24 protein-coding genes are annotated in these 21,904 nt (G+C 69.7%); 12 read left to right on the forward strand and 12 right to left on the reverse strand.

The features are described from left to right. Positions 1–5: 5 nt before the first annotated feature. Entirely contained in the window at positions 6–1,268 is a 1,263-nt protein-coding gene (locus tag HF024_RS09915; protein WP_168689444.1) for an APC family permease, read from the reverse strand. 143 nt (positions 1,269–1,411) lie between these two features. Here HF024_RS09915 and HF024_RS09920 point away from each other — a divergent pair, with 143 nt between their 5' ends. From HF024_RS09920 to HF024_RS09930, 3 genes are all read left to right on the forward strand, one after another. Next, positions 1,412–1,717, forward strand: a complete 306-nt coding sequence (locus HF024_RS09920) for a hypothetical protein (RefSeq protein WP_168689445.1) — start codon at positions 1,412–1,414, stop codon at positions 1,715–1,717. A gap of 63 nt (positions 1,718–1,780) precedes the next feature. Continuing rightward, positions 1,781–2,059, forward strand: a complete 279-nt coding sequence (locus HF024_RS09925) for a hypothetical protein (protein WP_168689446.1) — start codon at positions 1,781–1,783, stop codon at positions 2,057–2,059. A 69-nt stretch (positions 2,060–2,128) separates the two neighbouring features. Beyond that, positions 2,129–3,067 carry an SDR family oxidoreductase gene (locus tag HF024_RS09930; RefSeq protein WP_168689447.1) on the forward strand — a complete coding sequence of 313 codons (939 nt, stop codon included), beginning with the start codon at positions 2,129–2,131 and terminating at the stop codon, positions 3,065–3,067. A 39-nt stretch (positions 3,068–3,106) separates the two neighbouring features. Here the strand turns inward: HF024_RS09930 and HF024_RS09935 are convergent, their stop codons facing one another. Beyond that, complete coding sequence (locus HF024_RS09935; protein WP_168689448.1) at positions 3,107–3,886, reverse strand: SDR family NAD(P)-dependent oxidoreductase; 780 nt, start codon at positions 3,884–3,886, stop codon at positions 3,107–3,109. Beyond that, complete coding sequence (locus HF024_RS09940; protein WP_168689449.1) at positions 3,883–4,587, reverse strand: hypothetical protein; 705 nt, start codon at positions 4,585–4,587, stop codon at positions 3,883–3,885. Before HF024_RS09940 ends, HF024_RS09935 begins: the two co-directional genes overlap by 4 nt. A 53-nt stretch (positions 4,588–4,640) precedes the next feature. Between HF024_RS09940 and HF024_RS09945 the strand changes: the two genes are divergently transcribed. The 3 genes from HF024_RS09945 to HF024_RS09955 all read left to right on the forward strand — a co-directional run bounded on the left by HF024_RS09945 (position 4,641) and on the right by HF024_RS09955 (position 7,878). Continuing rightward, a complete protein-coding gene (locus tag HF024_RS09945) occupies positions 4,641–5,108 on the forward strand; it encodes a MarR family transcriptional regulator (RefSeq protein WP_168689450.1) in 468 nt (155 codons plus the stop codon). 80 nt (positions 5,109–5,188) lie between these two features. After that, on the forward strand, positions 5,189–6,886 hold the full coding sequence (locus tag HF024_RS09950) for a SulP family inorganic anion transporter (protein ID WP_168689451.1): 1,698 nt from the start codon (positions 5,189–5,191) through the stop codon (positions 6,884–6,886). Continuing rightward, on the forward strand, positions 6,883–7,878 hold the full coding sequence (locus HF024_RS09955; protein ID WP_168689452.1) for a DUF389 domain-containing protein: 996 nt from the start codon (positions 6,883–6,885) through the stop codon (positions 7,876–7,878). Before HF024_RS09950 ends, HF024_RS09955 begins: the two co-directional genes overlap by 4 nt. Before the next feature lie 514 nt (positions 7,879–8,392). Here the strand turns inward: HF024_RS09955 and HF024_RS09965 are convergent. From HF024_RS09965 to HF024_RS09975, 3 genes are read right to left on the reverse strand one after another with little or no spacing between them, the layout of a single operon-like run. Further along, positions 8,393–8,857: an SRPBCC domain-containing protein gene (locus HF024_RS09965; protein WP_168689454.1), complete on the reverse strand. Its 465-nt coding sequence runs from the start codon at positions 8,855–8,857 to the stop codon at positions 8,393–8,395. Between the two features lie 9 nt (positions 8,858–8,866). After that, a complete protein-coding gene (locus HF024_RS09970; RefSeq protein ID WP_168689455.1) occupies positions 8,867–9,511 on the reverse strand; it encodes a dihydrofolate reductase family protein in 645 nt (214 codons plus the stop codon). A gap of 1 nt (position 9,512) precedes the next feature. Next, on the reverse strand, positions 9,513–9,851 hold the full coding sequence (locus HF024_RS09975; protein WP_168689456.1) for a metalloregulator ArsR/SmtB family transcription factor: 339 nt from the start codon (positions 9,849–9,851) through the stop codon (positions 9,513–9,515). A 117-nt stretch (positions 9,852–9,968) separates the two neighbouring features. On the opposite strand from HF024_RS09975, the gene HF024_RS09980 reads away from it, so the two are divergent. Beyond that, on the forward strand, positions 9,969–10,142 hold the full coding sequence (locus tag HF024_RS09980) for a hypothetical protein (RefSeq protein ID WP_168689457.1): 174 nt from the start codon (positions 9,969–9,971) through the stop codon (positions 10,140–10,142). Between the two features lie 4 nt (positions 10,143–10,146). Here the strand turns inward: HF024_RS09980 and HF024_RS09985 are convergent, their stop codons facing one another. Together HF024_RS09985 and HF024_RS09990 are read right to left on the reverse strand one after the other, a co-directional pair. Continuing rightward, positions 10,147–10,656, reverse strand: a complete 510-nt coding sequence (locus tag HF024_RS09985; protein WP_168689458.1) for a hypothetical protein — start codon at positions 10,654–10,656, stop codon at positions 10,147–10,149. 120 nt (positions 10,657–10,776) lie between these two features. Further along, the gene (locus HF024_RS09990) at positions 10,777–11,250 is read right to left on the reverse strand and encodes a DUF1801 domain-containing protein (RefSeq protein ID WP_168689459.1); all 474 of its coding nucleotides are present in this window, start codon (positions 11,248–11,250) and stop codon (positions 10,777–10,779) included. 163 nt (positions 11,251–11,413) lie between these two features. On the opposite strand from HF024_RS09990, the gene HF024_RS09995 reads away from it, so the two are divergent. Next, positions 11,414–12,049 carry a DUF308 domain-containing protein gene (locus HF024_RS09995; RefSeq protein ID WP_085370591.1) on the forward strand — a complete coding sequence of 212 codons (636 nt, stop codon included), beginning with the start codon at positions 11,414–11,416 and terminating at the stop codon, positions 12,047–12,049. Positions 12,050–12,140: 91 nt separating this feature from the next. Here HF024_RS09995 and HF024_RS10000 read toward each other — a convergent pair whose 3' ends face one another. Then, entirely contained in the window at positions 12,141–14,138 is a 1,998-nt protein-coding gene (locus tag HF024_RS10000; RefSeq protein WP_168689460.1) for a S9 family peptidase, read from the reverse strand. Then, positions 14,135–14,905: an SDR family oxidoreductase gene (locus HF024_RS10005; protein ID WP_168689461.1), complete on the reverse strand. Its 771-nt coding sequence runs from the start codon at positions 14,903–14,905 to the stop codon at positions 14,135–14,137. Before HF024_RS10005 ends, HF024_RS10000 begins: the two co-directional genes overlap by 4 nt. A 109-nt stretch (positions 14,906–15,014) precedes the next feature. On the opposite strand from HF024_RS10005, the gene HF024_RS10010 reads away from it, so the two are divergent. The 4 genes from HF024_RS10010 (at position 15,015) to HF024_RS10025 (ending at position 17,867) form a co-directional block, all read left to right on the forward strand. Continuing rightward, a complete protein-coding gene (locus HF024_RS10010) occupies positions 15,015–15,518 on the forward strand; it encodes an NfeD family protein (protein ID WP_085370594.1) in 504 nt (167 codons plus the stop codon). Continuing rightward, entirely contained in the window at positions 15,515–16,651 is a 1,137-nt protein-coding gene (locus HF024_RS10015; protein WP_168689462.1) for an SPFH domain-containing protein, read from the forward strand. The genes HF024_RS10010 and HF024_RS10015 overlap by 4 nt, the downstream gene beginning before the upstream one ends. Next, a complete protein-coding gene (locus HF024_RS10020) occupies positions 16,648–17,397 on the forward strand; it encodes a glycerophosphodiester phosphodiesterase family protein (protein WP_168689463.1) in 750 nt (249 codons plus the stop codon). Before HF024_RS10015 ends, HF024_RS10020 begins: the two co-directional genes overlap by 4 nt. Before the next feature lie 98 nt (positions 17,398–17,495). Next, positions 17,496–17,867 carry an RNA polymerase-binding protein RbpA gene (locus HF024_RS10025; protein WP_085370597.1) on the forward strand — a complete coding sequence of 124 codons (372 nt, stop codon included), beginning with the start codon at positions 17,496–17,498 and terminating at the stop codon, positions 17,865–17,867. 22 nt (positions 17,868–17,889) lie between these two features. On the opposite strand, the gene lnt is transcribed toward HF024_RS10025, so the two are convergent. Both lnt and HF024_RS10035 read right to left on the reverse strand, forming a co-directional pair. Beyond that, positions 17,890–19,419 carry an apolipoprotein N-acyltransferase gene (lnt, locus tag HF024_RS10030; RefSeq protein WP_168689464.1) on the reverse strand — a complete coding sequence of 510 codons (1,530 nt, stop codon included), beginning with the start codon at positions 19,417–19,419 and terminating at the stop codon, positions 17,890–17,892. Positions 19,420–19,465: 46 nt separating this feature from the next. Next, positions 19,466–21,895, reverse strand: coding sequence for a DEAD/DEAH box helicase (locus HF024_RS10035; RefSeq protein WP_168689465.1), 2,430 nt, complete (start codon positions 21,893–21,895; stop codon positions 19,466–19,468). Between the last annotated feature and the right edge of the window lie 9 nt (positions 21,896–21,904).

Here is a 21,904-nt window from a genome sequence, read left to right on the forward strand (position 1 = left end):
GAGCGTCACACGCGCGCTCTGCGGCGGCGCAGCACCACGAGTCGCCCGACCGCCCCGACGACGAGCACGCAGATCCCCACCCCGATGGACACCAGCGGAAGCGTCGCGACGAGCACGATGCAGCCGAGCGCGCCCAGCACCTGCACCGGCTTCGGATACCGGCGGTGCTGCCGGTCCTGGGTGAACGCGGCGACGTTGGCGACGAAGTAGTAGAGCAGCACACCGAACGACGAGAACCCGATGGCGGCGCGCAGGTCGACGGTCACCACGAGAAGGCTGACCACGACCGCCAGCGCGATCTCGGCGTGGTGCGGCACCTTGTGCACCGGATGCACGGCGGCCAGCCAGGCGGGGAGGTCCCGGTTCCTCGCCATCGCGAGGCTGGTGCGCCCGATCCCGGCGATCAGCGCGAGCAGCGCCCCGAGCGCGGCGGCCGCCGCGCCGATCCTGACGACGGGCGCCGCCCAGGTCCAGTCGGTGGGCGCGACGACATCGGCCAGGGGAGCAGTGGATGCGGCGAGCCGCTCCGGCCCGAGGACGAGCAGCAGCGTGACCGCGACCAGGATGTACACGACGAGCGCGAGCGCCAGCGCGCCGAGGATCGCGCGCGGGATGGTGCGTGCAGGATCCTTCACCTCTTCGCCCATCGTGGCGATGCGGGCGTACCCGGCGAACGCGAAGAACAGCAGCCCGGCCGCCTGCAGGATGCCGTACCAGCCGTGGTCGAACATCCCGAGCCCCAGGTCGGCGCGCGGTGTGCCGGTGGCGGTGAGCCCCGCGATGACGACCAGCGCGAGGACGGCGAGCACGAACACCACGATGATCCTGGTGAGCCCGGCGGTGCGGGAGACGCCGAAATAGTTCACGGCGGCCAGGGCGAGGATCGCGGCGACCGCGACGGGCTTCTCCCATCCGGCAGGGGCCGCGTATGCGGCGAAGGTCAGGGCCATCGCCGCGCAGCTGGCCGTCTTGCCGATCACGAACGCCCATCCGGCGAGGAATGCCGCCCACTCGCCGAGCCGTTCCCTCCCGTAGACGTACGTGCCGCCCGAGGTCGGGTACTGCGCGGCCAGCTGCGCCGACGACGACGCGTTGCAGTATGCGACCACCGCAGCGATAGCCAGCCCGATCAGCAACCCGGCGCCGGCCGCGGCGGCCGCCGGAGCGAACGCGGCGAAGATCCCGGCCCCGATCATCGACCCGAGCCCGATGACGACCGCGTCGCCGAGGCCGAGCCGCCGCGCCAGCGGACCGCTCCGGATGGTCATCGAGCGTCTCCGTTTCGCAAGGGGGTTCTCGCATCCACGGGCCGGACGGCCTGCCGCTGAATGCGCAGCACCAGAGTATCGGGCGCGTCGGACGGCAGGCTAGGCTCGACCACATCCGGATGCTGCACGGGGGAGGGGAGTGCATGTCCGTCATCGAATGGGCGCTGCTCGAACTGCTCGTCTCGACTGACCCCGCCGCCCGGCTGTCCGCCCTGGTGATGGTGGCGACGGTGCTGGTGGCCTTCGCTCTTGCCGCGGTCGTGATCGCGAGTGCGGCGCGGGCAGTGGTGCGCACGGCCTCGGCGGCCACGGCCGTTCCGGGCGAGCGTCGCCGCGTCTCACCCGTCGGCGCAGCACCGCCACCCGCCGTCCGACGCGCTCCGCTCATCGGCCTCCCGGCGCCCCGCGCGCCCGGTCGCGCCATCGGCCGACCGCTGCGCGCGCTCTGACCTCCCCGTCCGCGCGGTGCGATCGGCACGACGACCGATCACCCACCGACAACGGACGGACCCATGAACGACGACTCCCTCTGGCGACGCCTCCACACGCGCGCCACCCTCTTCAGCGGCTGGACCTGGGTGGCCGCCGCATCCCTCATCGGCTTCGAGACGCTCGACATCGTCTTCGGAGCCTTCATCCTCGCCCCCGAGCTGCTGCCGCTCGTGATCGTGGGGCTGGCGCTCGCGTGGGTGTTCCGGGAGCGGCTGCGCTCCGGGCGCGCGCGGCTGCGGGCGCGCATCCGGGTGGCGCGGATGGCGCGGGCGCGGCGGCGGGAGGGGAGTGGGCGGTGACGAGTGGGCATGTACTCTGCCCGCGCGAACGCGCAGGATGGACTTCTGCCCATCACGAGGAGAGCGCCCATGCCCCGCACACCCATCGACATCGCCGTCCCGGAGCTGCGCGGCCGGCTCGCGCTCGTGACGGGAGCGAGCGACGGCATCGGCTACAACATCGCCGCGCGGCTGGCTCGCGCGCACGCGGACGTGCTCATGCCGGTCCGCAACCGGGAGAAGGGCGAGGCGGCCGCGCAGCGCATCCGCGAAGCCACGCCGGGCGCGTCCGTGCAGGTGCGGATGCTCGACCTCTCGTCGTTGGACTCGGTCGCGACTCTGGCGAACGACCTGGTGGCGGAGGGGCGACCCATCGACATCCTCATCAACAATGCCGGGGTGATGTCGCCGCCGACCAGGCAGGAGACCGTCGACGGTTTCGAGGTGCAGTTCGCGACGAACCACCTCGCACATTTCGCGCTGAGCGCCCGGCTGCTGCCGCTGCTGCGCGACGGCCGCGCCCACGTCACCACCCAGGTCTCGGTGTCGGCCAACCAGCACGCGGTCAACTGGGACGACCTCCAGTGGGAACGCTCGTACGGCGCGTTCACGTCGTACTCGTCGTCCAAGATCGCGCTCGGGCTGTTCGCGATGGAGTTGCATCGCCGCAGCGTCGCCGGCGACTGGGGGATCCGCAGCAACCTCTCGCATCCGGGCATCGCGGCGACGAACCTGCTGGCGGCGCAGCCCGGCATCGGTCGGCCGCACGACACGATGGCGGTGCGCAGCATCCGGGGCCTGTCGCGGCTCGGCATCCTGTTCGGCACTCCGGAGACGGCCGCGCTCCCCGCGGCGTACGGGGCGACCAGCCCGGAGGCGCTGGGCGGTCGCTTCTACGGCCCGAAAGGGTTCAACCACCTCAGCGGCGCGCCCGCGGAGCAGCCGCTGTACAGCCGGCTCGCGCGCGCAGAGGACGGCGCGAGGATCTGGGACCTGTCCGAGCAGCTCGCCGGGGTGCGCTTCGGGTGAACGCCTGGCCCTGACGGCCGCGGTCCCGGCGCATCCCGGCTAGCGCAGCACCGATCCGCCCGCGACGTCGAGGACGACCCCGCTGGTCCATGCCGACCGGTCGCTCGCGAGGAAGACGCACGCGTCGGCGACGTCCTGCGGGGTGCCGAGACGACGCACCGGATGCGTGGCGATCAGCTGGGTCTGGATCTCGGCCGGGATCATGTCCTGGTTCCGCTCGGTCAGGATGGTCTCCGGCGCCACGCAGTTCACACGGATCCCGCTCGGACCCGCTTCGGCCGCGAGCCACTTCGTGAGCAGTTCGATGCCCGCCTTCGCCGCCGCGTATGCCACAGGCGACTGCGGCGTCGGACGGCGCGCCGCCGCAGACGACATGGTGATGATCGCGCCGGACCCGCGCTGCTTCATCCCGGGCAGGACACCGGCGATGGTGGCGAACGTGGCCGTCAGGTTGGCGTCGACGGCCGAGCGCCACTGCTCGACGGTCATGTCCTCGAGCAGTCCGGGACGCACCGGGTTGCCGCCCGCGTTCGCGACGAGGACGTCGATCGGGCCGAGCTGCGACTCGACCTCGCCGACCATGCGCTCGATGTCGTCGGGCTCCGTCACGTCGCCGAGCACGACGGCCGCCCGGCCTCCGGCGGCGACGATCCGGTCGCGAACCGCGGCCGCCGCCTCCGCGTCCCTGCCGTGCACCGCGACGGCAGCGCCCTCCTGCGCCAGCGCCGCCGCGATGGCCGCACCGATCCCGCGCGAACTTCCGGTCACCCACGCGACCCTTCCGTCCAGCAGCGCGCCGGGGCGCGCAACAGCGTTCATCGCTCCTCCCGCCCTGGCACGTCGTGCCGGTTGCGCGGCAGCAGGAAACCGGCCGCCAGAAGCCAGGCCAGACCGAGGAAGCGGCCGACCGGCAGCAGGACGGCGAGCGGGGGCAGGACGAGAGCGAAGAAGGAGAGCTCGCTGAGCGCGGCGACGACGAGGCCCGCCCAGGCGAACCAGCGCGGCGTGAGTCGCAGAATGAGGGCAGGGACGGCGATCCCGGCCAGCAGCAGCCCGAGGCCGCCGACGAACCCGACCCCGCCGATGGCGTACGTGACGAACGCGAGCGTGTGCAGCAGCGCGGGGGACTGGCCGGAGACGGGCTGCCCGAGTGCCCAGGTCAGCAGCCCGGACAGCGAGAGCAGCACAGAGGCGGCGATGCCGCCGAACAGGGCGATCGTGGGCCCCGGCACGCGCACCCCCAGTCGGAGCAGCCTCGCGTAGACGGTGGCAGCGTAGATGCCGATCGGAACGGAGGCGGCGAAGACGAGGAAGCCGGTGAGCGTGACGGCGTCGCGATGCCCCGAGAAATAGCCGCTCACGGCCGCGGTCGACCCCGTCGGCGACGGAAAGAAGGCGCCGGCGGCGAGAAGCGGTGGCACGGCGACGGAGGCGATGGTGAGAGCGAGGGCGACGATGCCGAGGACCCCAGCATTGGGCCCGTCCGGTCGGCGTCTGCGCGTCGCTGGGGTTTGCGTCATGGACAGAATGATTCACCATATGAATTAGTAAGTCAATGCTCTATTGTGGAGCCATGCCCATCCCGAGCCGACCGGCGCGCATCGGATTCCTGCTGACCCAGCTCGGCACACTCGCCGCAGAGAACTTCGCAGAGAAGACGCGCGCACTCGGGATCGCACCTCCGGAAGCGGGGGTGATGCGCATCCTGGGCAGGAACCCGGGGATGAACCAGCGCGAGCTCGCCGACAAGCTGGGGGTGGCGCAGAGCCGTGTCGTCGCCCTGATCGACTCCCTGGAATCCGCGGGCCTGATCGTCCGGGAGCGCAGCGCAACCGACCGCCGCAGCCAGATCCTGTCGGTCACGGATGCGGGTCGCCGCCTGCTCGGCGAACTGCGGACCGCCGCGGAGAGCCAGGAGGCCGAACTCGCCGACGGGTTGAGCAACGCCGACCGGAACCAGCTGTACGCGTTGCTCCTCAAGCTCAGCGCGGCGAGGGGTCTCGATCGCGACGTGCATCCGGAATACCGCGCCGGCGAATAGGGGAGCGGCTGGCAGGGGAGCGGCGGCGCCGGAGAACGTGGGGACTGCCCGGAAGCCGCCAGGCTGACTAGCGTGGGGCCATGCGGCACACGCTGAGGCGCTGGTTCAACCGTAAGACGCTCGGGAAAGACCTCATGGCGGGGCTGGTCTTGGGCGCGGAGAGCGTCCCGGACGGGCTGGCGTCTGGTCTGCTGGCCGGCGTGAATCCGCTGGCCGGCCTGTACGGCTACCTCTACGGGATGGTCGGTGCCGCGCTCTTCACGAGCAGCACGTTCATGGCGGTGCAGGCGACGGGGGCGATGTCGCTGGTGATCGCCGACGCCGAGCTGGCGGCCCGGCCGGATCCGGACAGGGCGCTGTTCACCCTGGCCGTGCTGACAGGGGTTGCGATGATCGTCGCCGGGCTCCTGGGTGGCGGCCGCCTGGTGCGTTTCGTGCCCACGGCGGTCATGACGGGATTCATCACGGCCGTCGGGCTGAACATCGTCCTCGGGCAGCTGCCGAATCTGACGGGCTACGACGCGCGCGGAGCGAACCGCATCGTGCGGACAGTGGACCTGCTCGTGCACATCGGCCAGTGGAGCGTGCCCGCCGTGATCGTCGGTGCAGTCACCATTCTCACCATCGTCGTGCTCCAGCCCACGCCCGTCGGCGGTCTGGGGCTCGTCGTCGCCGTCGTCCTCGGCTCGGTCGTCGCCGTGCTCCTCAACCTGTGGGTGCAGGCGCAGGTGACGGTGCTGGGCGATAGCGTCACCGTCCCTGCGGGGCTTCCCGGTCCCGTCCTCCCGTCGCTCGGGGACGTGCCGACCCTGATCGTCCCGGCGATCTCACTCGCGTTCGTCGGCCTGGTGCAGGGTGCAGGCGTCTCGGCGGGCATTCCGACGGCGGACGGCAAGCCGGCGGACGCATCCCGGGACTTCATCGGCCAGGGCGTCGGCAACATCGTCTCCGGCGTATTCCGCGGGATGCCCGTCGGCGGGTCGATGTCGGCGTCGGCGCTCCTGGTGTCCGCGGGCGCACGCACCCGGCTGTCGCTGCTGATCTCCGGCGCGGTGATGGCGCTGGTGATCCTGCTGGCCTCCGTGCCCGTCGCGCATACCGCGATGCCGGCGCTGGCGGGGCTGCTCATCGTGGTGGGCGTGACGTCGATCCGGCCCGCCCGCATCGCCGCCGTCGTGAAGGGCGGCGCACTGCAGACCGCCATCATGGCCGTGACCTTCATCCTGACTCTGCTGATCCCGTTGCAGTTCGCCGTCCTGGTCGGTGTCGGGCTGGGCATCGTCCTGTTCGTGGCACAGCAGTCCACCCGGGTCCGCGTCCGGCAGGTGATCATCGACGCCAGGGGCCGGATGCGCGAATCCGACCCGCCCGCCGAGATCCCCGGGCACTCCGTGGTGATCCTGCGGCCGTACGGGAGCCTGTTCTTCGCGAGCGCGCCGCTGTTCGAGCAGCAGCTCCCCGCGGTGACGGCTCGCTCGGCTGGGTCGGTGGTGATCATCCGGCTCCGCGGCGCCGAACAGCTCGACCTGGCGCTCGTGGAGGTGCTGCGCCGGCTCGCCGCGTCCCTCGCGGCGGTGGGGTCCTCGCTCAAGCTGGTGGTGAGCGAACCGGAAGTGCAGCTCCAGATCGTCGCCTCCGGTCTCGCGGACGAACTGGGCGCGCAGAACATCTACAAGGGCGACGAATGGGTGGGCCGCGCGGTCCGCCGCGCCAATCGGGATGCGCTCGCGTCGGTCGGCGTGCCGGGGGAGAGCGGTGCACAGGGGGAGAGCGAATGAACTCGGCCGCGGACATGCGTGCCGCCGTCTTCTTCGAGGGTGTGCAGGCGTCGTCGAAGTTCAGCCGGTTCTGGCTGCTGCTGTGCCTATCGTCCGTGATCGCCGCATCCGGTGTCGTCGGCGACTCAGCAGCCACCGTCATCGGCGCGATGATCGTGGCCCCGCTGATGACCCCGATCCTCGGGATCGTGCTGGCCACGGTCACCGGCGACAGACGCAACCTCCTGCTGAGCTGGATCCTGGTCGTTTGCGGCGCGGCCACGGCGGTCGCGATCGGCTACCTGGTCGGCCTGCTGGTCGCCGCCCCCGTGGTGGCCGCCACGAACAGCCAGGTCGCCGCGCGGGTCTCGCCGAGCCTGATCGACCTCCTGGCCGCGCTCGCGACGGGCGCGGTCGGCGCGGTGGCACTGGTCCGGAAGGACATCTCCGACACGCTGCCGGGCGTCGCGATCGCGATCTCGCTCGTTCCGCCGCTCTCTGTGGTCGGCCTGACACTGGAGTCCGGCTCGTGGAGCGAGGCTGCCGGCGCACTGCTGCTGTTCGGCGCGAACGTCGCGGCGATCCTCGCCACCGGGGTCATCATCCTCACCGGCTACCGGATCGGCTCGGCCGCACGCGACGCCCGGACCACCACGGGGGAGTCGCTGGTCAAACGAGGCTGGGGGAGGCGCCACCGTGCGATCCTCTCCATCGTGGTGACGCTGCTGATCATCGGCGTTCCCCTGGCCATCACCTCCGCCCGTTTCACCGACCAGGAACTGCTGGAGAACTCCATCCGGCAGGCGGCCCAGCCGTGGGCGCAACAGAACGGCTGGGAGATCACCCAGCTCACGGCGACCAACACCGACGCCATCCTGACCCTCACCGGTGAGCCGCCGATCCCCGAAACGAGTTCGCTGGAGGACGTGCTGAAAGCGCAGGGGATCGACCCGGCGCAGGTCACGGTGCGGTTCGTTCCCGCGTACACGGTTCAGTTGGGTGGCGACGGGTGACGCCCTCGGCGTGACCTCAAGCTTCAACGTTCGGCTGGGTTCCCGTGCCCCCGGAGCAGGGAATGCGTCAACAGTTGCGGAGCCAAGCGACGTCCGCTCCGACCGCGGATGTGCCGCCGAGAATCGTCACCGATGACGGTCGGAGGCGCTGGATTGCGCGGAAGGTGTCGACGGGGACGCAACCGCCCGGAACGGTGGCCAGCGTCGCGCCGGTCCGTCCGGCGAGCGGGGCGGCCGCGAGGGCATCCGGAAAGTTTTGACCGGTGGTCAAATAGATATGCGTCGACGGTGTCCCGAACCCTTTGAGCACGGCCGCAGAGACGGCATAGCGATCCGCACCGCCGTAGCGAGTGGTCGCAGCGATGCCACGCAATCCGGCCAGGATCCCGTCGCTGACGGCTGCCGTGAGTGATGCTACGCGAACGCACGCCCGCGCCGATGTCCCGCGAAGGGGGCGGGCTGGTCAACTAGCTGACATAATGTGCATTATCAGCTACAGGCTGTCTGGAGTTGGCTACCGCGCGAGATACCGCTCCAACGCGTCGAGGAGGCCACGCGTGCCGGCCTCGCGTCCGTCGCCGTCCGCCCAGAATCGATCGAAGAAGATGCCGTGCTCGATGTGCGTGAAGCGCGTGCCCCCGGCAATGGGCTCGAACTCCAGCGATGCGAGCGACGTGGACATGTGCTCTCCGTCGAGCCACATGTCGTACGTGGTGACGATGCGTGAGTGCTCGACGATGTCCGTGTAGGTCGCCTCGTATCGCGACAGCGGTCCGTTGTGGAACTGGCCTTCGTCGATGTCGCGCCCGCCGACGCGGAAGTCGAAGACCCACACACGGGCCTCGGCCTCGTCACCTGCTCCCCACCAGCTCCGCTTCTGCTGTTCGTCCGCGAACGCTCCCCACACCTTCTCGACCGGTGCGGGATAGTCGCGGGTGAGGGTGAAGCCGGAGCGTGCGAGCCTGCGTTCGTGTGTCACGTGGGTCTCCTATCGGGTCAGGGTGACGTGGATCACGCCGCTCTCGGCGACTTCCGACGTCACGGTGTGCGTGGTGTCGAAGCCGCTGAGGTCGTCCCAGAGCCGATGGCCGCGACCGAGGAAGACGGGGGCGATCATGAGGTGCAGGTCGTCGACGAGTCCGGCGTCCAGTGCTGCGCGCGCCGTGCCGTAGCCGCCTCCGATGCGCACATCCAGGCCGCCCGCCGCATCGCGCGCCTCGCGGAGGACGTCGTCGATGGCGGCGTCGCGGAAGTGGAACGTCGTGCCGCCCTCCATCGCGATCGAGGGGCGCGGTGCGGAGTGGGTCAGCACGTAGACCGGGGTATGGAACGGCGGATTCGGACCCCACCAGCCCGTCCAGTCTGAATCGGTGGGATGGGCGTGGAGTCCGAACATCCCGGCGCCCATGATTTCGGCGCCGATGCCGTCGAAGAACGCGGCACCGTAGCGGTCGTCGACTCCGGTGGTGCCTCGCCCACTGGTGTCGCCGAAGATCTTTTCGCGGAAGGTGCGGGTCGCGGTGTACGCGGCGGTGAGCCGGCTCCAATCCTCGCCCATCGGGTTGTCGGGCGTCTGGTCGGCTGGGGTGAAGCCATCGATGGACGTGAAGAGATCCATGCGGACACGGGACATGTCAGTTCTCCTTCTGGGTTGCGCGGGCGAGGTGGATGCCGAGCCTGTCGGCCTGGTGTTCCGCGGGGGTGCGCTGCTCACCGAGCCACAGCTGCAGCACGTCGAGAGCGCCCGGACGCAGGCTCACCGTACGGACACGGCCCTGCTTCTCCGACACGATCACCCCTGCGTCCTCGAGCACCCCGAGGTGCTGCACGAACGACGGCAGGGTCATCGCGAACGGCTCGGCCAGCTCAGACACCACCGCCGGAGACACGGCGAGACGCTCGACGACAGCTCGGCGCGTAGGATCCGCGAGCGCGCGGAGTACGGCGTCGACCTCATCGTAATACTTTGGCATTTGCCTAAGTATAGTCAGAGCAGCGGGTCGGTTCGCAAGCCCCATCCGTCAGCGGGTGATCCCCGCTGTGCCACCGAAGAGGAGTTCCACACCTTCTCCCCCTGCAAGACTGCGTGGATGCACATCGAGGACCTGCAGCACGAGGTCGAGTCGGTCTCGGAATACTACGCCGAGCGTCACACGATCGCACAGGTGCTGCTTATCGCCGAACGCTTCAGGATCGACCTCGCGGACGAGGTCGACCGCAAATGGCTTGTGTGGAAGAAGCCGACGCGCGACGCCGAGGCGTGATGGGTCACTGAGCGCATTCCTGCGACTGCTCGGTGATGATCCAGCTCGCTCCCCCACGTTTCATGACGACCGTGCCGCAATCGCCCGAGGCCAGATAGGTGACGAAGAGTGTGGCATCCGTCGATGTCTCGTGCTGGACCGCGACGTCGACGGATGCGTCATCGCCGACCGCTCGGTAGAGCGCAGCCGTCGCGGCGATCATCTCTTCACAACTGCCGACCGGCGTGGGCACTGTGCCGTTGAGTTCCGCGATCATGCGCGCAATGAGATCCGGTGAGAGTGCAGCACAGGCCGCATCGACGTCGGGCGTACGTGAGGCCGTGAGCCAGGCGAGATAACTCTCGACGGCCCCTGACGCGGCCTGATCGGTCGGAGCGGGAGAAGTCGGCGCCTGGGTCACCACAGCAGCAGGTGACGGCGTTGCGGTCGGCGCCGTCGCACACCCGCTCAGTGCCATTAGCGCGATGAGCCCTATGCCCGCCACATCCAGAGATCGCCTGCCCCACGAAGTCATGGCTCAATCATGGCAGACCCCGTTATCGCGTCCGCGTGACGGACACGTACGTGCCTCGACCGGAATGACCGCCTGCCTCAGAACATAAATATCACAAATCCATCGAGGCCGACCCACCGCTCATCCCGCCGCCCGCCGCACCAACTCCATCGCCCGCGCCAGCACCGCGTCGCTCAACGTCTCCAGCGCGTACGCCACCGGCCACATCTCCCCATCGTCCAGCCGCGCCGTCTCGTTGAATCCCAACGTCGCGTATCGAGTCTTGAACTTCTCCGCGCTCTGGAAGAAGACGACGACCTTCCCGTCCTTGGCGTAGCCGGGCATCCCGTACCAGGTCTTCGGCGTCAGCTCCGGGATGTTCGCCGTGATCGCCGCGTGCAGCCGTTCGGCGAACTCTCGCTCGTCGCCGTGCATCTCGGCGATCTTCTCGAGCACGTCCGCCGCGCCGTCCGCCGCCGTGGAGGCGCCGCGGCTGCGGCTGCGTTTGACCTCTTTCGCGCGTTCTTTCATGGCCGCGCGCTCTTCGGCGGTGAAGGGTGTCGACGACGCGTTCTGCGCGTCGTCCGCGTCTGCTGCAGGCGATTTCGTGGTCATGTGGCGCTCCTCAGTGAGTCCCCCTCCCTCGACGTTACCGCGCCGCCCCGTCGCCACTCCCCCTGGAAACGCCGCAACACCCTCCCGGCGAACACCCAGGGAGCGCTAGTGTCGGCAGCAGAGCCGCTCTCGCACGCGGCACCGAAGGATCAAGGGGATCATCATGACGTCACCAGGCTCCACCTCAGCTCCGTTCCAGGAGTTCGCCCTCAACGCCGCCGACCTGACCCGCGGCGCCATCAACGGCGTCAGGGCCGCCCTCGGCATCAGTGGCGCCGTCGCGGTCATCCTCGGCGTCGTCCTGCTGTTCTGGCCGGTCAAGACGCTCGCCGTCGTGGCGTTCTTCCTGGGGCTCTACTTCATCGTCGCCGGCATCATGCGGCTCGCCATCGGGATCTTCAGCAAGGGGATCACCGGCGGCATCCGCGCGATGCACATCGTGTTCGGCGCCCTGCTGGTGTTCGCCGGGATCATCGCCCTCAAGAACGTGACCGTCGCTGCGGCCACGCTCGTCATCCTCGCCATCGCCTTCGTCGGCGTCGCCTGGATCATCGAGGGCATCATGTCCATCGCGGAAGCCGGCCGTGCCGCGTCGTCCGGATGGGCGATCACCTTCGGGATCATCAGCATCCTGGCCGGGATCGTCGTGCTGTTCCTTCCCGCGTCGTCCGCGCTGTTCCTGCTCGTGTTCGCCGCGGTCGCGCTGATCGTGCTCGGGATCATCGGGATCGTGCGTGCGTTCACGTTCGGCAGGGACGTGCTCGCGGCAACGTCCGCAGCAACGACGGCTACCGCCTAAACGGCAACACAACGACAACGGTCCCTGACCACCGCGCGAAAGCTCGGTGGTCAGGGACCGTTCGTGTCTCCGGATGCGCTAGACGCGTCGCTTAGCGCCCGTTCTGCTCGCTCGGCAGGTGCCTCGCCCACCAGTCCAGGATCGCGTCGAACCGCTGCTGCCGGTGGCGCGGCCGTCCGGCACGGCTGAGCTCGTGATCCTCTCCCGGGAAGATCAGCAGTTCCGCATCCACCCCGTTGCGCTTCAGCGCCGCATAGTAGCGCTCCGCCTGCCCGAGCGGGCAGCGCAGGTCGTTGGCGGAGTGCAGCACCAGCGTGGGCGTGCGCACCTCGCCGACGACGGCCTGCGGGCTCTGCGACCGGATGAGGTCGGCGTCCGTTCCGACGTACTCGTCGCCGAAGAAGCTGCCGATGTCGCTCGTCCCCACGAACCCTTCCGGGTCGAGGAATCCTCGCTCGACGATGGCGGCGGCGAAGCGGTGCTCGTGTCCGATCGTCCAGGCGGTGAGGTATCCCCCGTACGAGCCGCCCATGATGCCGACCCTGGATGCGTCGACCGCCGGGTTCTCCGCGATGGCGCCGTCGAGGAAGTCGAGCACGTCGGTGAAGTCCACCGTGCCCATCGCCTGCCGGATCACGCGCCCGTGCTCCTGGCCGTATCCCGCGGAACCGCGCGGGTTGCACATCACCACGGCGTAGCCGGCAGCCGCATAGACCTGCGCCTCGTCGAACACGCTGCCGGTGTACGCCGCGAACGGCCCACCGTGGATGTTCAGCAGCACCGGATGCGGACCGTCGCCCTCCGGCGCGACCACCCAGCCGTGCACCGGATACCCGTCGCGCGCCGTCACGGTCAGCTCCCGGATGGGCAGCACGCCCGCCGCGCGCAGCCCGGCCGAGAAGTCGGTGAGCTTCCGCAGGCGGCCGTCGGCCACGATGGCGACGTCGCCGGCGGTCTCCGCGTCTGCGACGGAGGCGACGACCACGTCGCCGGCCACACCGACTCCGCCGACGACGGTCGTCGCGTCGGTCAGGCGACGCACGTCGCCGCTCGCCGTGACCGCCGTGAGCACGAGCGCTCCCCTGCTGCGGTCGGTGACGAGCACCGAATCGTCCTGGTACGCGACGATGGCGCTCTCGGTGAGGTCGACCGTCTCCGGGTCGGTGAGGCGGCGGGGCGCGTCGCCGGCCTGGTCGATCGCGTAGAGCGCCGCGTTGCGGCCGACGAAGTCCCTGCCGCTCTCCCCCACATCCTGGGCGGTGAAGTACAGCACACCGTTCAGCCCGTACGCGAGCTCGGAGACCGAGAAGCTGCCGTGCTCCGACGTGACGTCGCGCGGCTCCCCCGACCCGTCGGCGGCCAGCAGGAACACGCTGGAGCGCAGGTCGTCGTCGCGGCTGTCGTGGCGGGCGGAGACGAACGCGATGGTCGCGCCGTCCGGGGAGAACGCGACGGAACCGTCGTCCCACTCCCCCGTCGTCAGCTGCTCCGGCTCTTCCACCAGCGGCGTGGATGCGGTGCTCCCGTCCGCCTCGGGCGCGGCCTCCGCGACCGGCTCGCCCCACACATCCGGCACGGGCACGCTGAACAGGTGCGCCCTCCGGTCGACGATGTAGCCCAGCCCGTTCGCCTGATATTTCAGTGTCCGGATGTGGCGGGGCGGCTCGGCGTTGGCCTCCAGGCCGTCGACCGTGCCGTACCTGCCCTGCTCGGGCACGCGGCTGACGAACACGAGGGTGCGGCCGTCGGGCGACCAGGCGAACTCGGAGACGCCGAGCTTCCGGTCGGTGACCTGCACGGGCTCCCCGCCCGCCGCATCCACCACGTACAGCTGCGGCGCGGCCTTGGGCGCCGCGCGCAAGAAGGCGATCAGCCGGCCGTCCGGCGAGAACCGCGGAGCGGTGTCCCGGAAGCCGCGGGTGAGCCGCTTGGGCGCCGCGTGGCCGGTGAGCGGCACGGTCCAGAGCTGCCCGACCGTCGCGTCCGCCTCGAGCGATGGATGCGTCACAGACACCACAGCGCGCGCACCGCCTGGGTGCACGGTCGGCGTGGAGACGCCGGTCAGCAGTCCGAGGTCCGCGGCCTTCATTCGGCCACCGGCACGAAATCGGACACGTCACCGACCAGGCGGGTGTGGTCGGCCGGGATCGGGTCGACGACCGCCTGGGCGATCTCTGCCGCGAACTCGCTCACGTTGTAGAGCTTGCCCGCCGCCTCCTTGCGCGCGTCGATGGCGCCCGGGTTCAGGCGGTTGAGGAGCGTCGCGGTGATCGTTCCCTCGATCATGTCGCCGGAGACCACGACGAACTCGATCCCCTTCTCCTCGAGAGCAGGCAGCAGCGCGCGCAGCGCGTCCTCCCCCGCCCGCTTGCTCTCGGCGACGGCCTTGTACTCCGGCATCGTCGGCGTAGTGGTGATGAAGTGCGCCTGGTGGCTGGTCACGAACACCACGCGCGAGCCGGGGGCGAGCAGCGGGAGCGCGGCGTTCAGGGTGTTGACCTGCGCATCCCGGTTCAGCTGCATGGCGTAGTCCTCGGCCATGCCGGACTCCATGCCACCGGATGCGTTCAGCACCAGGATGTCGAGTCCGCCCCACTCCTGGCGGACCGTGTCGAACATCCCGTCGACCGACGCGGGATCGGTGAGGTCTGCACCCACCGTGATGGCGGTGCCTCCGGCCTCCCTGATGCTGTCCGCGAGCTTGACGGCGCGAGCCTCCTTGTTGCGGAAGTTGATGACGACGGCGGCCCCGGCCGACGCGAGATACTGCGCCGTGTCGGCGCCGATGCCGCGAGACGAACCGGTGATGAGCGCGCGCTTCCCGGCGAGGGAACCAGCTGCGAGAGGGTTGGACACGAAGACTCCTAGAAAGATGGGTTTCTCGTCCCTGAGACTACCAAGTGGGTTCCGCACCGCCGGTTCGGCACCTGCTACGGTCGTCAGTACGACAGTGAAGGGAGTCGCCGTGGACATCGCATCCTTCGCATGGATCGCCTGGCTGGTCCTCATCCTCGTCTTCATCATCATCGAGATGCTCACCCTGGACTTCGTCTTCCTGATGATCGCCGTCGGAAGCGTCGGCGGCCTCGTCTCCGGCCTGGTCGGAGCGCCCTGGTGGCTGCAGCTGATCATCGCTGCCGCGCTCTCGATCATCCTGATCTTCTTCATCCGGCCGCCCCTCCTGCACGCACTGAAACGCGGGGGCGACCCGACCAAGAGCAACGTCGCCGCACTGATCGGCATGTCCGGCACCGTCGTCGACACCGTCTCCCGCACCACCGGCCAGGTCAAGCTGGCGGTCGGCGAGACCTGGACGGCGCGCCTCGCGACCGGCCTCACCGCCCCGCCGGCGCAGCTGGTGCCCGGCGAGCACGTCGTCGTCGTCTCCATCGAGGGGGCGACCGCCGTGGTGGCGCCCGCCCCGATCGCCGCGGGAGCCGACGACTTCACAGAAAGGAGTGCGTCGTGACAGACGCCAGTCAACTGGTCGTGGGGATCGTGGTGACGGTCATCATCGTCATCATCGTGATCTTCGTCCTGGTCACCCTGTTCCGGGCGATCCGCATCATCCCGCAGGCGCGCGCCGGCGTGGTGGAGCGGCTCGGCAGGTACCACAAGACGCTGAGCCCGGGGCTCAACGTGGTGGTGCCGTTCGTGGACAAGGTGCGGCCGCTCATCGACATGCGCGAGCAGGTGGTCTCCTTCCCGCCGCAGCCGGTGATCACCGAGGACAACCTGGTCGTGTCGATCGACACGGTCGTCTACTTCCAGGTGACGGATGCGCGTGCCGCGACGTACGAGATCGCGAACTACCTCGGCGCCGTCGAGCAGCTGACCACCACCACGCTCCGTAACGTCGTCGGTGGCCTCAACCTCGAAGAGGCGCTGACCAGCCGCGACAACATCAACGGCCAGCTGCGCATCGTCCTCGACGAAGCGACAGGCAAGTGGGGCATCCGAGTATCGCGCGTCGAGCTGAAGGCGATCGACCCGCCCATCTCCATCCAGGACTCGATGGAGAAGCAGATGCGCGCAGAGCGTGACCGCCGAGCCGTCATCCTCACCGCGGAGGGCACCAAGCAGTCCGAGATCCTCAACGCCGAAGGTATGCGGCAGGCCGCCATCCTCAAGGCGGAGGGTGACGCGAAGGCTGCTGTGCTCCGGGCCGAGGGTGAGGCGAAGGCGATCACGACCGTGTTCGGCGCCATCCACGAGGGGAACCCGGACAACCTGCTGCTGGCCTACCAGTACCTGCAGACCCTGCCGAAGCTGGCCGAAGGCCCGGCGAACAAGCTGTGGATCATCCCGAGCGAGCTGACCCAGGCGCTGCAGGGCATCGGCAAGGCGTTCGGCGACAAGGGAGTTCCCGGCATGCCCGGGATGCCCGGCTCGTCGGGAGATCCTGCGCCGGTGGACAGGGATGCCGTGAAGGCCGCGCAGGCCGACGCGGCAGCAGCAGCAGCCGACGCGCACGCCGAGGCGGAGGCGGCCACGCGAGCGGCCGCAGAGGCTGCGGCGGCGGCGGCTCCGGATGCGGGCGTCACCCCCGCAGCGCCCGCCGAGGGCGACGCGGCGCCCGGAGAGCAGACTCCGCCGGCGTGACGTTCCTGAGCGGTCCTCTCCCCCGGATCATCGCGCACCGGGGCCTCGCCGTCGGGGCCCCGGAGAACACCCTCCTCGCGTTCCTCCGCGCGCTGAACGCGGGGGCGACGCACCTGGAGACCGACGTGCACGCGAGCGCGGACGGGGTCGCGGTCATCAGCCACGACCCCGACCTCTCCCGCGTCGCCGGGCGCGCCGTGCGCGTCGGCCAGCTCACCATGCCGGAGCTGCGACGCATCCAGCTCGGCGATGGTCAGTCGTACTGCTCCCTCGCGGACGCCCTCGACGCGTTTCCCGACGCCCGCTTCAACATCGACATCAAGGACCTCGCCTCCGCCGCCCCGGCCGCCGCGGCCATCCTGAAGGCGCGCGCCACCGACCGCGTCCTCATCACCAGCTTCGACGAGAAGCGCAGGAGGGCGGCCGTGGATGCGCTGCCCGGCGTGGCGAGCTCCGCCTCCGTCTCGCGCGTCCTCCCCGCGATCGCCGCCGCCAAGGCCGGTTCGACCTCCGCCGTGCGCCGCGCGCTGCGCGGTCTCGTCGCCGTGCAGGTCCCCGAGCGGCAGGGCCCGCTGCGGCTCGTCTCGAGGCGCACCGTGCGCATCCTGCACGACGCCGGCGTGGAGGTCCACGTCTGGACGGTGAACGATCCGGCCGACATGACACGCCTGCTCGACCTCGGCGTCGACGGCCTCGTCACCGACCGCTGCGACACACTGAAAGCGCTGGTCGACGCGCGAATCTGACCTGAGAGGGCCCTGAGAGTACGGGTCCGACGGAAAGAGAACCCCCAGCTTGTGGGTTTATAACTGTGAAGCACGCGCGCACAGAGGAGAACCACACAATGGCAGATCGCAGTTTGCGCGGAATGAGGCTTGGCGCCCAGAGCTTACAGAGCGAAGAAGGCGTCGTGTACTCCCCGCGTTCCCGTTACATTTACCTATGCCCCGAATGCGGCAAGGAGACCGACATGGTCTTCTCCGCCGAGGCTGATGCACCCCAGACCTGGGAGTGCAAGCACTGCGGCCACGAGGCCACCCTGCTGGTCGGCGACACCCCCGTCGAGGTCGACCGCTCGGACGTGAAGGTGCCGCGCAGCCACTGGGACATGCTGCTCGAGCGCCGCACCCGCGCCGAACTCGAGGAACTCCTCGAGGAGAGGCTCACCTACCTGCGCTCCCGGCGCGGCACGGGCGAGCACAAGATCGGCGCCTGACCCCGCCACACCGAGGCCGTTCTCACCCCACCGGTGAGGACGGCCTTTTCCGTGCGCCCCAGGCGATGAGGAGACCGAAGAGGCCGAGGCCGGCGACGAGGAACTCGATGCCGCGGCTGAGCAGGGTGGCCGGCGTGGTCGTCGTGCCGAGCGGGACGTCGGCGATCATGTGGCCGGGCTTGAACGGCGGGATCTCCGCGATGGTCCGGCCGCTCGGCCCGATGATCTGGCTGCTGCCGACGGTGGAGATGTTCACCAGCGACCGGCCGGCCTCGATCGCGCGCAGGCGGGCGATGGCGAGCTGCTGCTCGTTCTCGTCGGTCTGCCCAAAGTCGGCGTTGTTCGTCTGGGCCAGGATGACCTGCGCGCCGCCCTGCATCATGTCGGTGAGCAGCTGGTCGTCCACGATGTCGAAGCAGATCGAGATCCCGGCGCGCACGCCGTTCACGTCGAAGACGTTGTCCCTGGTGCCCGGGGTGTAGTCGCGGCCGATCAGGTCGATCAGGTCGGGCGCGAACGGCCGCCAGAACGCCCGGTCCGGCACGTACTCGCCGAACGGCACCGGATGCTTCTTGTCGTAGTAGTCGACGGCGCCCTTGCCGTCCTTCCAGAGCAGCGAGGTGTTAAAGTACTTGCCGTCGCGGTAGGTGATCGTGCCGACGATGAACGGCGCGCCCATCTTGCGGCTCAGCGCATCCAGGATCGCCGCGGACTGCGGGTCGCGGGTGGGGTCCGGCTGGGCGGCGCCCTCCGGCCAGACGACCATGTCGGCCTTCTCGTCCTCGATCTTCTCCGTCTCGGCGATCTGCGAGTTCAGCACGGCATCCGGTGGCGCGTTGTCGAAGTACCCCGCCGGGCCGTTGCCCTGCACGGCGGCGATCCTGGTGGTGCCGCTGGTCGTCGCGGGCCACGCGGGCACCACCAGCACGACGGCGACGGCGCCGATGGCGATGGATGCTCGCCACGCGGCCCGCAGGTCCGCCACGAAACAGACCTCCAGCAGCAGCGCCACCAGCCACACCATCACGAAGCTGAGCCCGGAGATGCCGAGCCACGCCACGAGCGGCGCGAACGGGCTCTCGGCCTGGGACTCGGCGACACGGCCCCAGGAGAACCCGCCGTACGGCCAGTTGCCGGACACGTACTCGCGCAGCGTCCAGAGGCCGCCGACGATCACCGGCAGCAGCCCGAGGCGTCCCAGCCTGGTCGGCCAGGCGCGCGGCACCCAGCGGTACGCGAGCGCGATGAGCATCCCGCCGAGGCCGTAGAAGATCGCCTCCAGCGTCGACAGCGCCACCCACGGGAGCGGCCCGAGGTACAGCGCCGTCCAGGCCACGTGGAACAGGAAGAACGACTCCCCCGCCACCCAGGCCACCAGGAAAGCGCTGCCGGCTCTGCGTCCCCGCACGGCGAGCAGCACCATCGCGATGCCGACGAAGGTGAGCGGCCACCAGCTGCGATCGGGGAATCCCGCATCCAGCACGGGGCCGGCCCCCACGGCCAGGACCAGTGCGAGCCAGAGGGGCAGCACGGCGCGGGGGGTCTGGGTCACGAGTGGAGAGCTTAGAGGACGTGGTTCGGCGTTCGCCGCAGAAATGCTAGGCGACGGATGAGTAAGCAACGATGCCGCGCCTGATCGATTCGAGTGCCTGCCGTGCCGTGCGTCCCACCGGGCCCTGCGCGACGAGTGAGAGCTGGTCGAGCAGGTCGATGGTCTGCTTCGTCCAGCGCACGAAGTCGCCGGCGGCCATGTCCGCCTCGGAGAGCACCGTGTTCAGGCTGGTGCCCTTCGCCCACGCGTGCATCGCCATCGCCAGGCTGGTCGACGGCGGTTCGCTGCCCGGCAGCCTGTTCTCGCGTTCGAGGTCGTCGAGTCTGCTCCAGATGTCGATGGTCTTGTCGAGGGCAGGCCGGAATGCTCCGCGCGGGAGGGTGCGCTCGTGCGCGAGACCTTCGTCGCGGCGCGGCTCGAAGACCAGGGCGCAGGCCATCGCTGCGAGGCTCGGCGCATCCAGCTGGTTCCAGATGTTCCTGCGCAGGCACTCGGCCACGAGCAGGTCGCGTTCGCCGTAGATGCGCTTGAGCGTGCGGCCGTGCACGGTGAGCGTCGTGACGTCGTCCTCCCGGTTCAGGTAGCCGAGTTCGAGCAGCACGTCGGAGACGCGGTCGAAGACCTTGGCGACGGCTCCGGTGCGCGACCGGATCTGCGAGCTCAGGGCGTCCGTCTCGCGCTTCAGCTTCCACCAGCGCTCCGCCCACCTGGCGTGGTTCTCCCTGTCCGGGCAGCGGTGGCACGGGTGCTCCTTCATCCGCTTGCGCAGCGCGGTCAGCCGACGCTGGCGCTTGTCGCGGTCGGCCCGGGAGGCGTGCTCCATCGAGGAGCCCTTGCGCTCCAGGTCGCTCAGCTCGCGCCGGATGCCCGAATACTCGCGGAAGTCGCCCAGGTGGCAGGTCATCGCCTTCTCGTACCCGGCGAGCGACTCCTCCTGCTGGCGCACCTTGCGCGCCAGATCGACCACCGCACGGTCGGCCTGGAACTGGGCGAACGACGACTCCAGGATCTCCCTGGTGCGCTCGCGCCCGAACTGGTCGATCAGGTTGACCGCCATGTTGTACGTGGGGCGGAAGCTCGAATTCAGCGGGTAGCTGCGGCGGGACGCGAGCGAGGCGACAGCCTGCGGATCGAGGCCGTCCTGCCACTGGATGACCGAGTGGCCCTCCACGTCGATGCCCCGGCGGCCGGCGCGCCCGGTGAGCTGGGTGTACTCCCCCGGCGTGATCGGGACGCGCGCCTCCCCGTTGAACTTCTCCAGCTTCTCGAGCACCACGGTGCGCGCCGGCATGTTGATGCCGAGCGCGAGCGTCTCCGTCGCGAAGACGACCTTGACCAGCTTGCGGCGGAACAGCTCCTCCACGACCTCTTTGAAGGCGGGCAGCAGACCTGCGTGGTGGGCGGCGACACCGCGCTCGAGTCCTTCGAGCCACTCCCAGTACCCGAGCACGGCGAGGTCTTCGTCGAGCAGGGTCCTGCAGCGTTCCTCGACGATCGCGCGGATCTCGTCGCGCTCGTGTTGCTGGGTCAGCTTCACGCCGGAGCGGAGCGTCTGGCGCACGGCCTGGTCGCAGCCGTTGCGGCTGAAGATGAAGAAGATGGCGGGGAGCAGGTTGTGCTCGCCGAGCAGCTTGACGAGGTCGGCCCTGTCCATCCGGTACGTGTCCGGACGGCCGCCCCTGGAGTGGTAGCGCCCGACGTCCCGCATCTGCCTGCTGCTCAGCACCCGGCCGCCGTAGCGCGCCATCTGCACGAGCTCCGGGTTCACCCGGTTGGTCGCCGCGAGGCCGGACGAGTCGAACAGGTCGATCAGCTTCGACCGCATCAGGATGTGCTGCTCCAGCGGGACGGGACGCTCCTCCGACACGATCACGTCCGTGTCGCCGCGCACCGCCTGCAGCCAGTCGCCGAACTCCTCGGCGTTGGACACCGTCGCGCTCAGCGAGACCATCCGGACCGACTGCGGAAGGTGGATGATGACCTCCTCCCACACCGCGCCGCGGAACCGGTCTGCGAGGTAGTGCACCTCGTCCATCACCACGTATGCGAGGTCGGTCAGCAGGTCGGAGTCGGCGTAGAGCATGTTGCGCAGCACTTCGGTCGTCATCACGACGATGCGCGCGCGGGAGTTGACGTTGGTGTCGCCGGTCAGGAGGCCGACGGACTCCGGCCCGTACTCGTCCACCAGCTCCTGGAACTTCTGGTTGCTCAGCGCCTTCATCGGCGCCGTGTAGAAGACCTTCGCGTTCGGCTCGCGCATCGCGAGGAACACGGCGAACTCGGCGACGATCGTCTTGCCGGCTCCCGTCGGAGCGGCCACCAGCACGCTCTTGCCCTCTTCGAGGCTCGCGCAGGCCTCGCGCTGGAACGGGTCGAGGTCGAAGCGGAGCCCCGCACGGAAGGCCTCGACGAGAGGCTGGCGGGTGCGCGTGCGCGACGCCGCGTAGCGTTCGGCTGGAGACAGCTGATCGGTCACACGACCAAG

The sequence above is a fragment of the Leifsonia sp. PS1209 genome (assembly GCF_012317045.1).
Taxonomy (GTDB): domain Bacteria; phylum Actinomycetota; class Actinomycetes; order Actinomycetales; family Microbacteriaceae; genus Leifsonia.

Excerpts from the sequence above, each read along its gene's own strand:
- HF024_RS09915 (WP_168689444.1), bottom strand. The coding sequence starts at position 1,268 with ATGACCATCCGGAGCGGTCCGCTGGCGCGGCGGCTCGGCCTCGGCGAC.
- HF024_RS09920 (WP_168689445.1), top strand. The coding sequence starts at position 1,412 with ATGTCCGTCATCGAATGGGCGCTGCTCGAACTGCTCGTCTCGACTGAC.
- HF024_RS09925 (WP_168689446.1), top strand. The coding sequence starts at position 1,781 with ATGAACGACGACTCCCTCTGGCGACGCCTCCACACGCGCGCCACCCTC.
- HF024_RS09930 (WP_168689447.1), top strand. The coding sequence starts at position 2,129 with ATGCCCCGCACACCCATCGACATCGCCGTCCCGGAGCTGCGCGGCCGG.
- HF024_RS09935 (WP_168689448.1), bottom strand. The coding sequence starts at position 3,886 with ATGAACGCTGTTGCGCGCCCCGGCGCGCTGCTGGACGGAAGGGTCGCG.
- HF024_RS09940 (WP_168689449.1), bottom strand. The coding sequence starts at position 4,587 with ATGACGCAAACCCCAGCGACGCGCAGACGCCGACCGGACGGGCCCAAT.
- HF024_RS09945 (WP_168689450.1), top strand. The coding sequence starts at position 4,641 with ATGCCCATCCCGAGCCGACCGGCGCGCATCGGATTCCTGCTGACCCAG.
- HF024_RS09950 (WP_168689451.1), top strand. The coding sequence starts at position 5,189 with ATGCGGCACACGCTGAGGCGCTGGTTCAACCGTAAGACGCTCGGGAAA.
- HF024_RS09955 (WP_168689452.1), top strand. The coding sequence starts at position 6,883 with ATGAACTCGGCCGCGGACATGCGTGCCGCCGTCTTCTTCGAGGGTGTG.
- HF024_RS09970 (WP_168689455.1), bottom strand. The coding sequence starts at position 9,511 with ATGTCCCGTGTCCGCATGGATCTCTTCACGTCCATCGATGGCTTCACC.
- HF024_RS09975 (WP_168689456.1), bottom strand. The coding sequence starts at position 9,851 with ATGCCAAAGTATTACGATGAGGTCGACGCCGTACTCCGCGCGCTCGCG.
- HF024_RS09980 (WP_168689457.1), top strand. The coding sequence starts at position 9,969 with ATGCACATCGAGGACCTGCAGCACGAGGTCGAGTCGGTCTCGGAATAC.
- HF024_RS09985 (WP_168689458.1), bottom strand. The coding sequence starts at position 10,656 with ATGACTTCGTGGGGCAGGCGATCTCTGGATGTGGCGGGCATAGGGCTC.
- HF024_RS09990 (WP_168689459.1), bottom strand. The coding sequence starts at position 11,250 with ATGACCACGAAATCGCCTGCAGCAGACGCGGACGACGCGCAGAACGCG.
- HF024_RS09995 (WP_085370591.1), top strand. The coding sequence starts at position 11,414 with ATGACGTCACCAGGCTCCACCTCAGCTCCGTTCCAGGAGTTCGCCCTC.
- HF024_RS10000 (WP_168689460.1), bottom strand. The coding sequence starts at position 14,138 with ATGAAGGCCGCGGACCTCGGACTGCTGACCGGCGTCTCCACGCCGACC.
- HF024_RS10025 (WP_085370597.1), top strand. The coding sequence starts at position 17,496 with ATGGCAGATCGCAGTTTGCGCGGAATGAGGCTTGGCGCCCAGAGCTTA.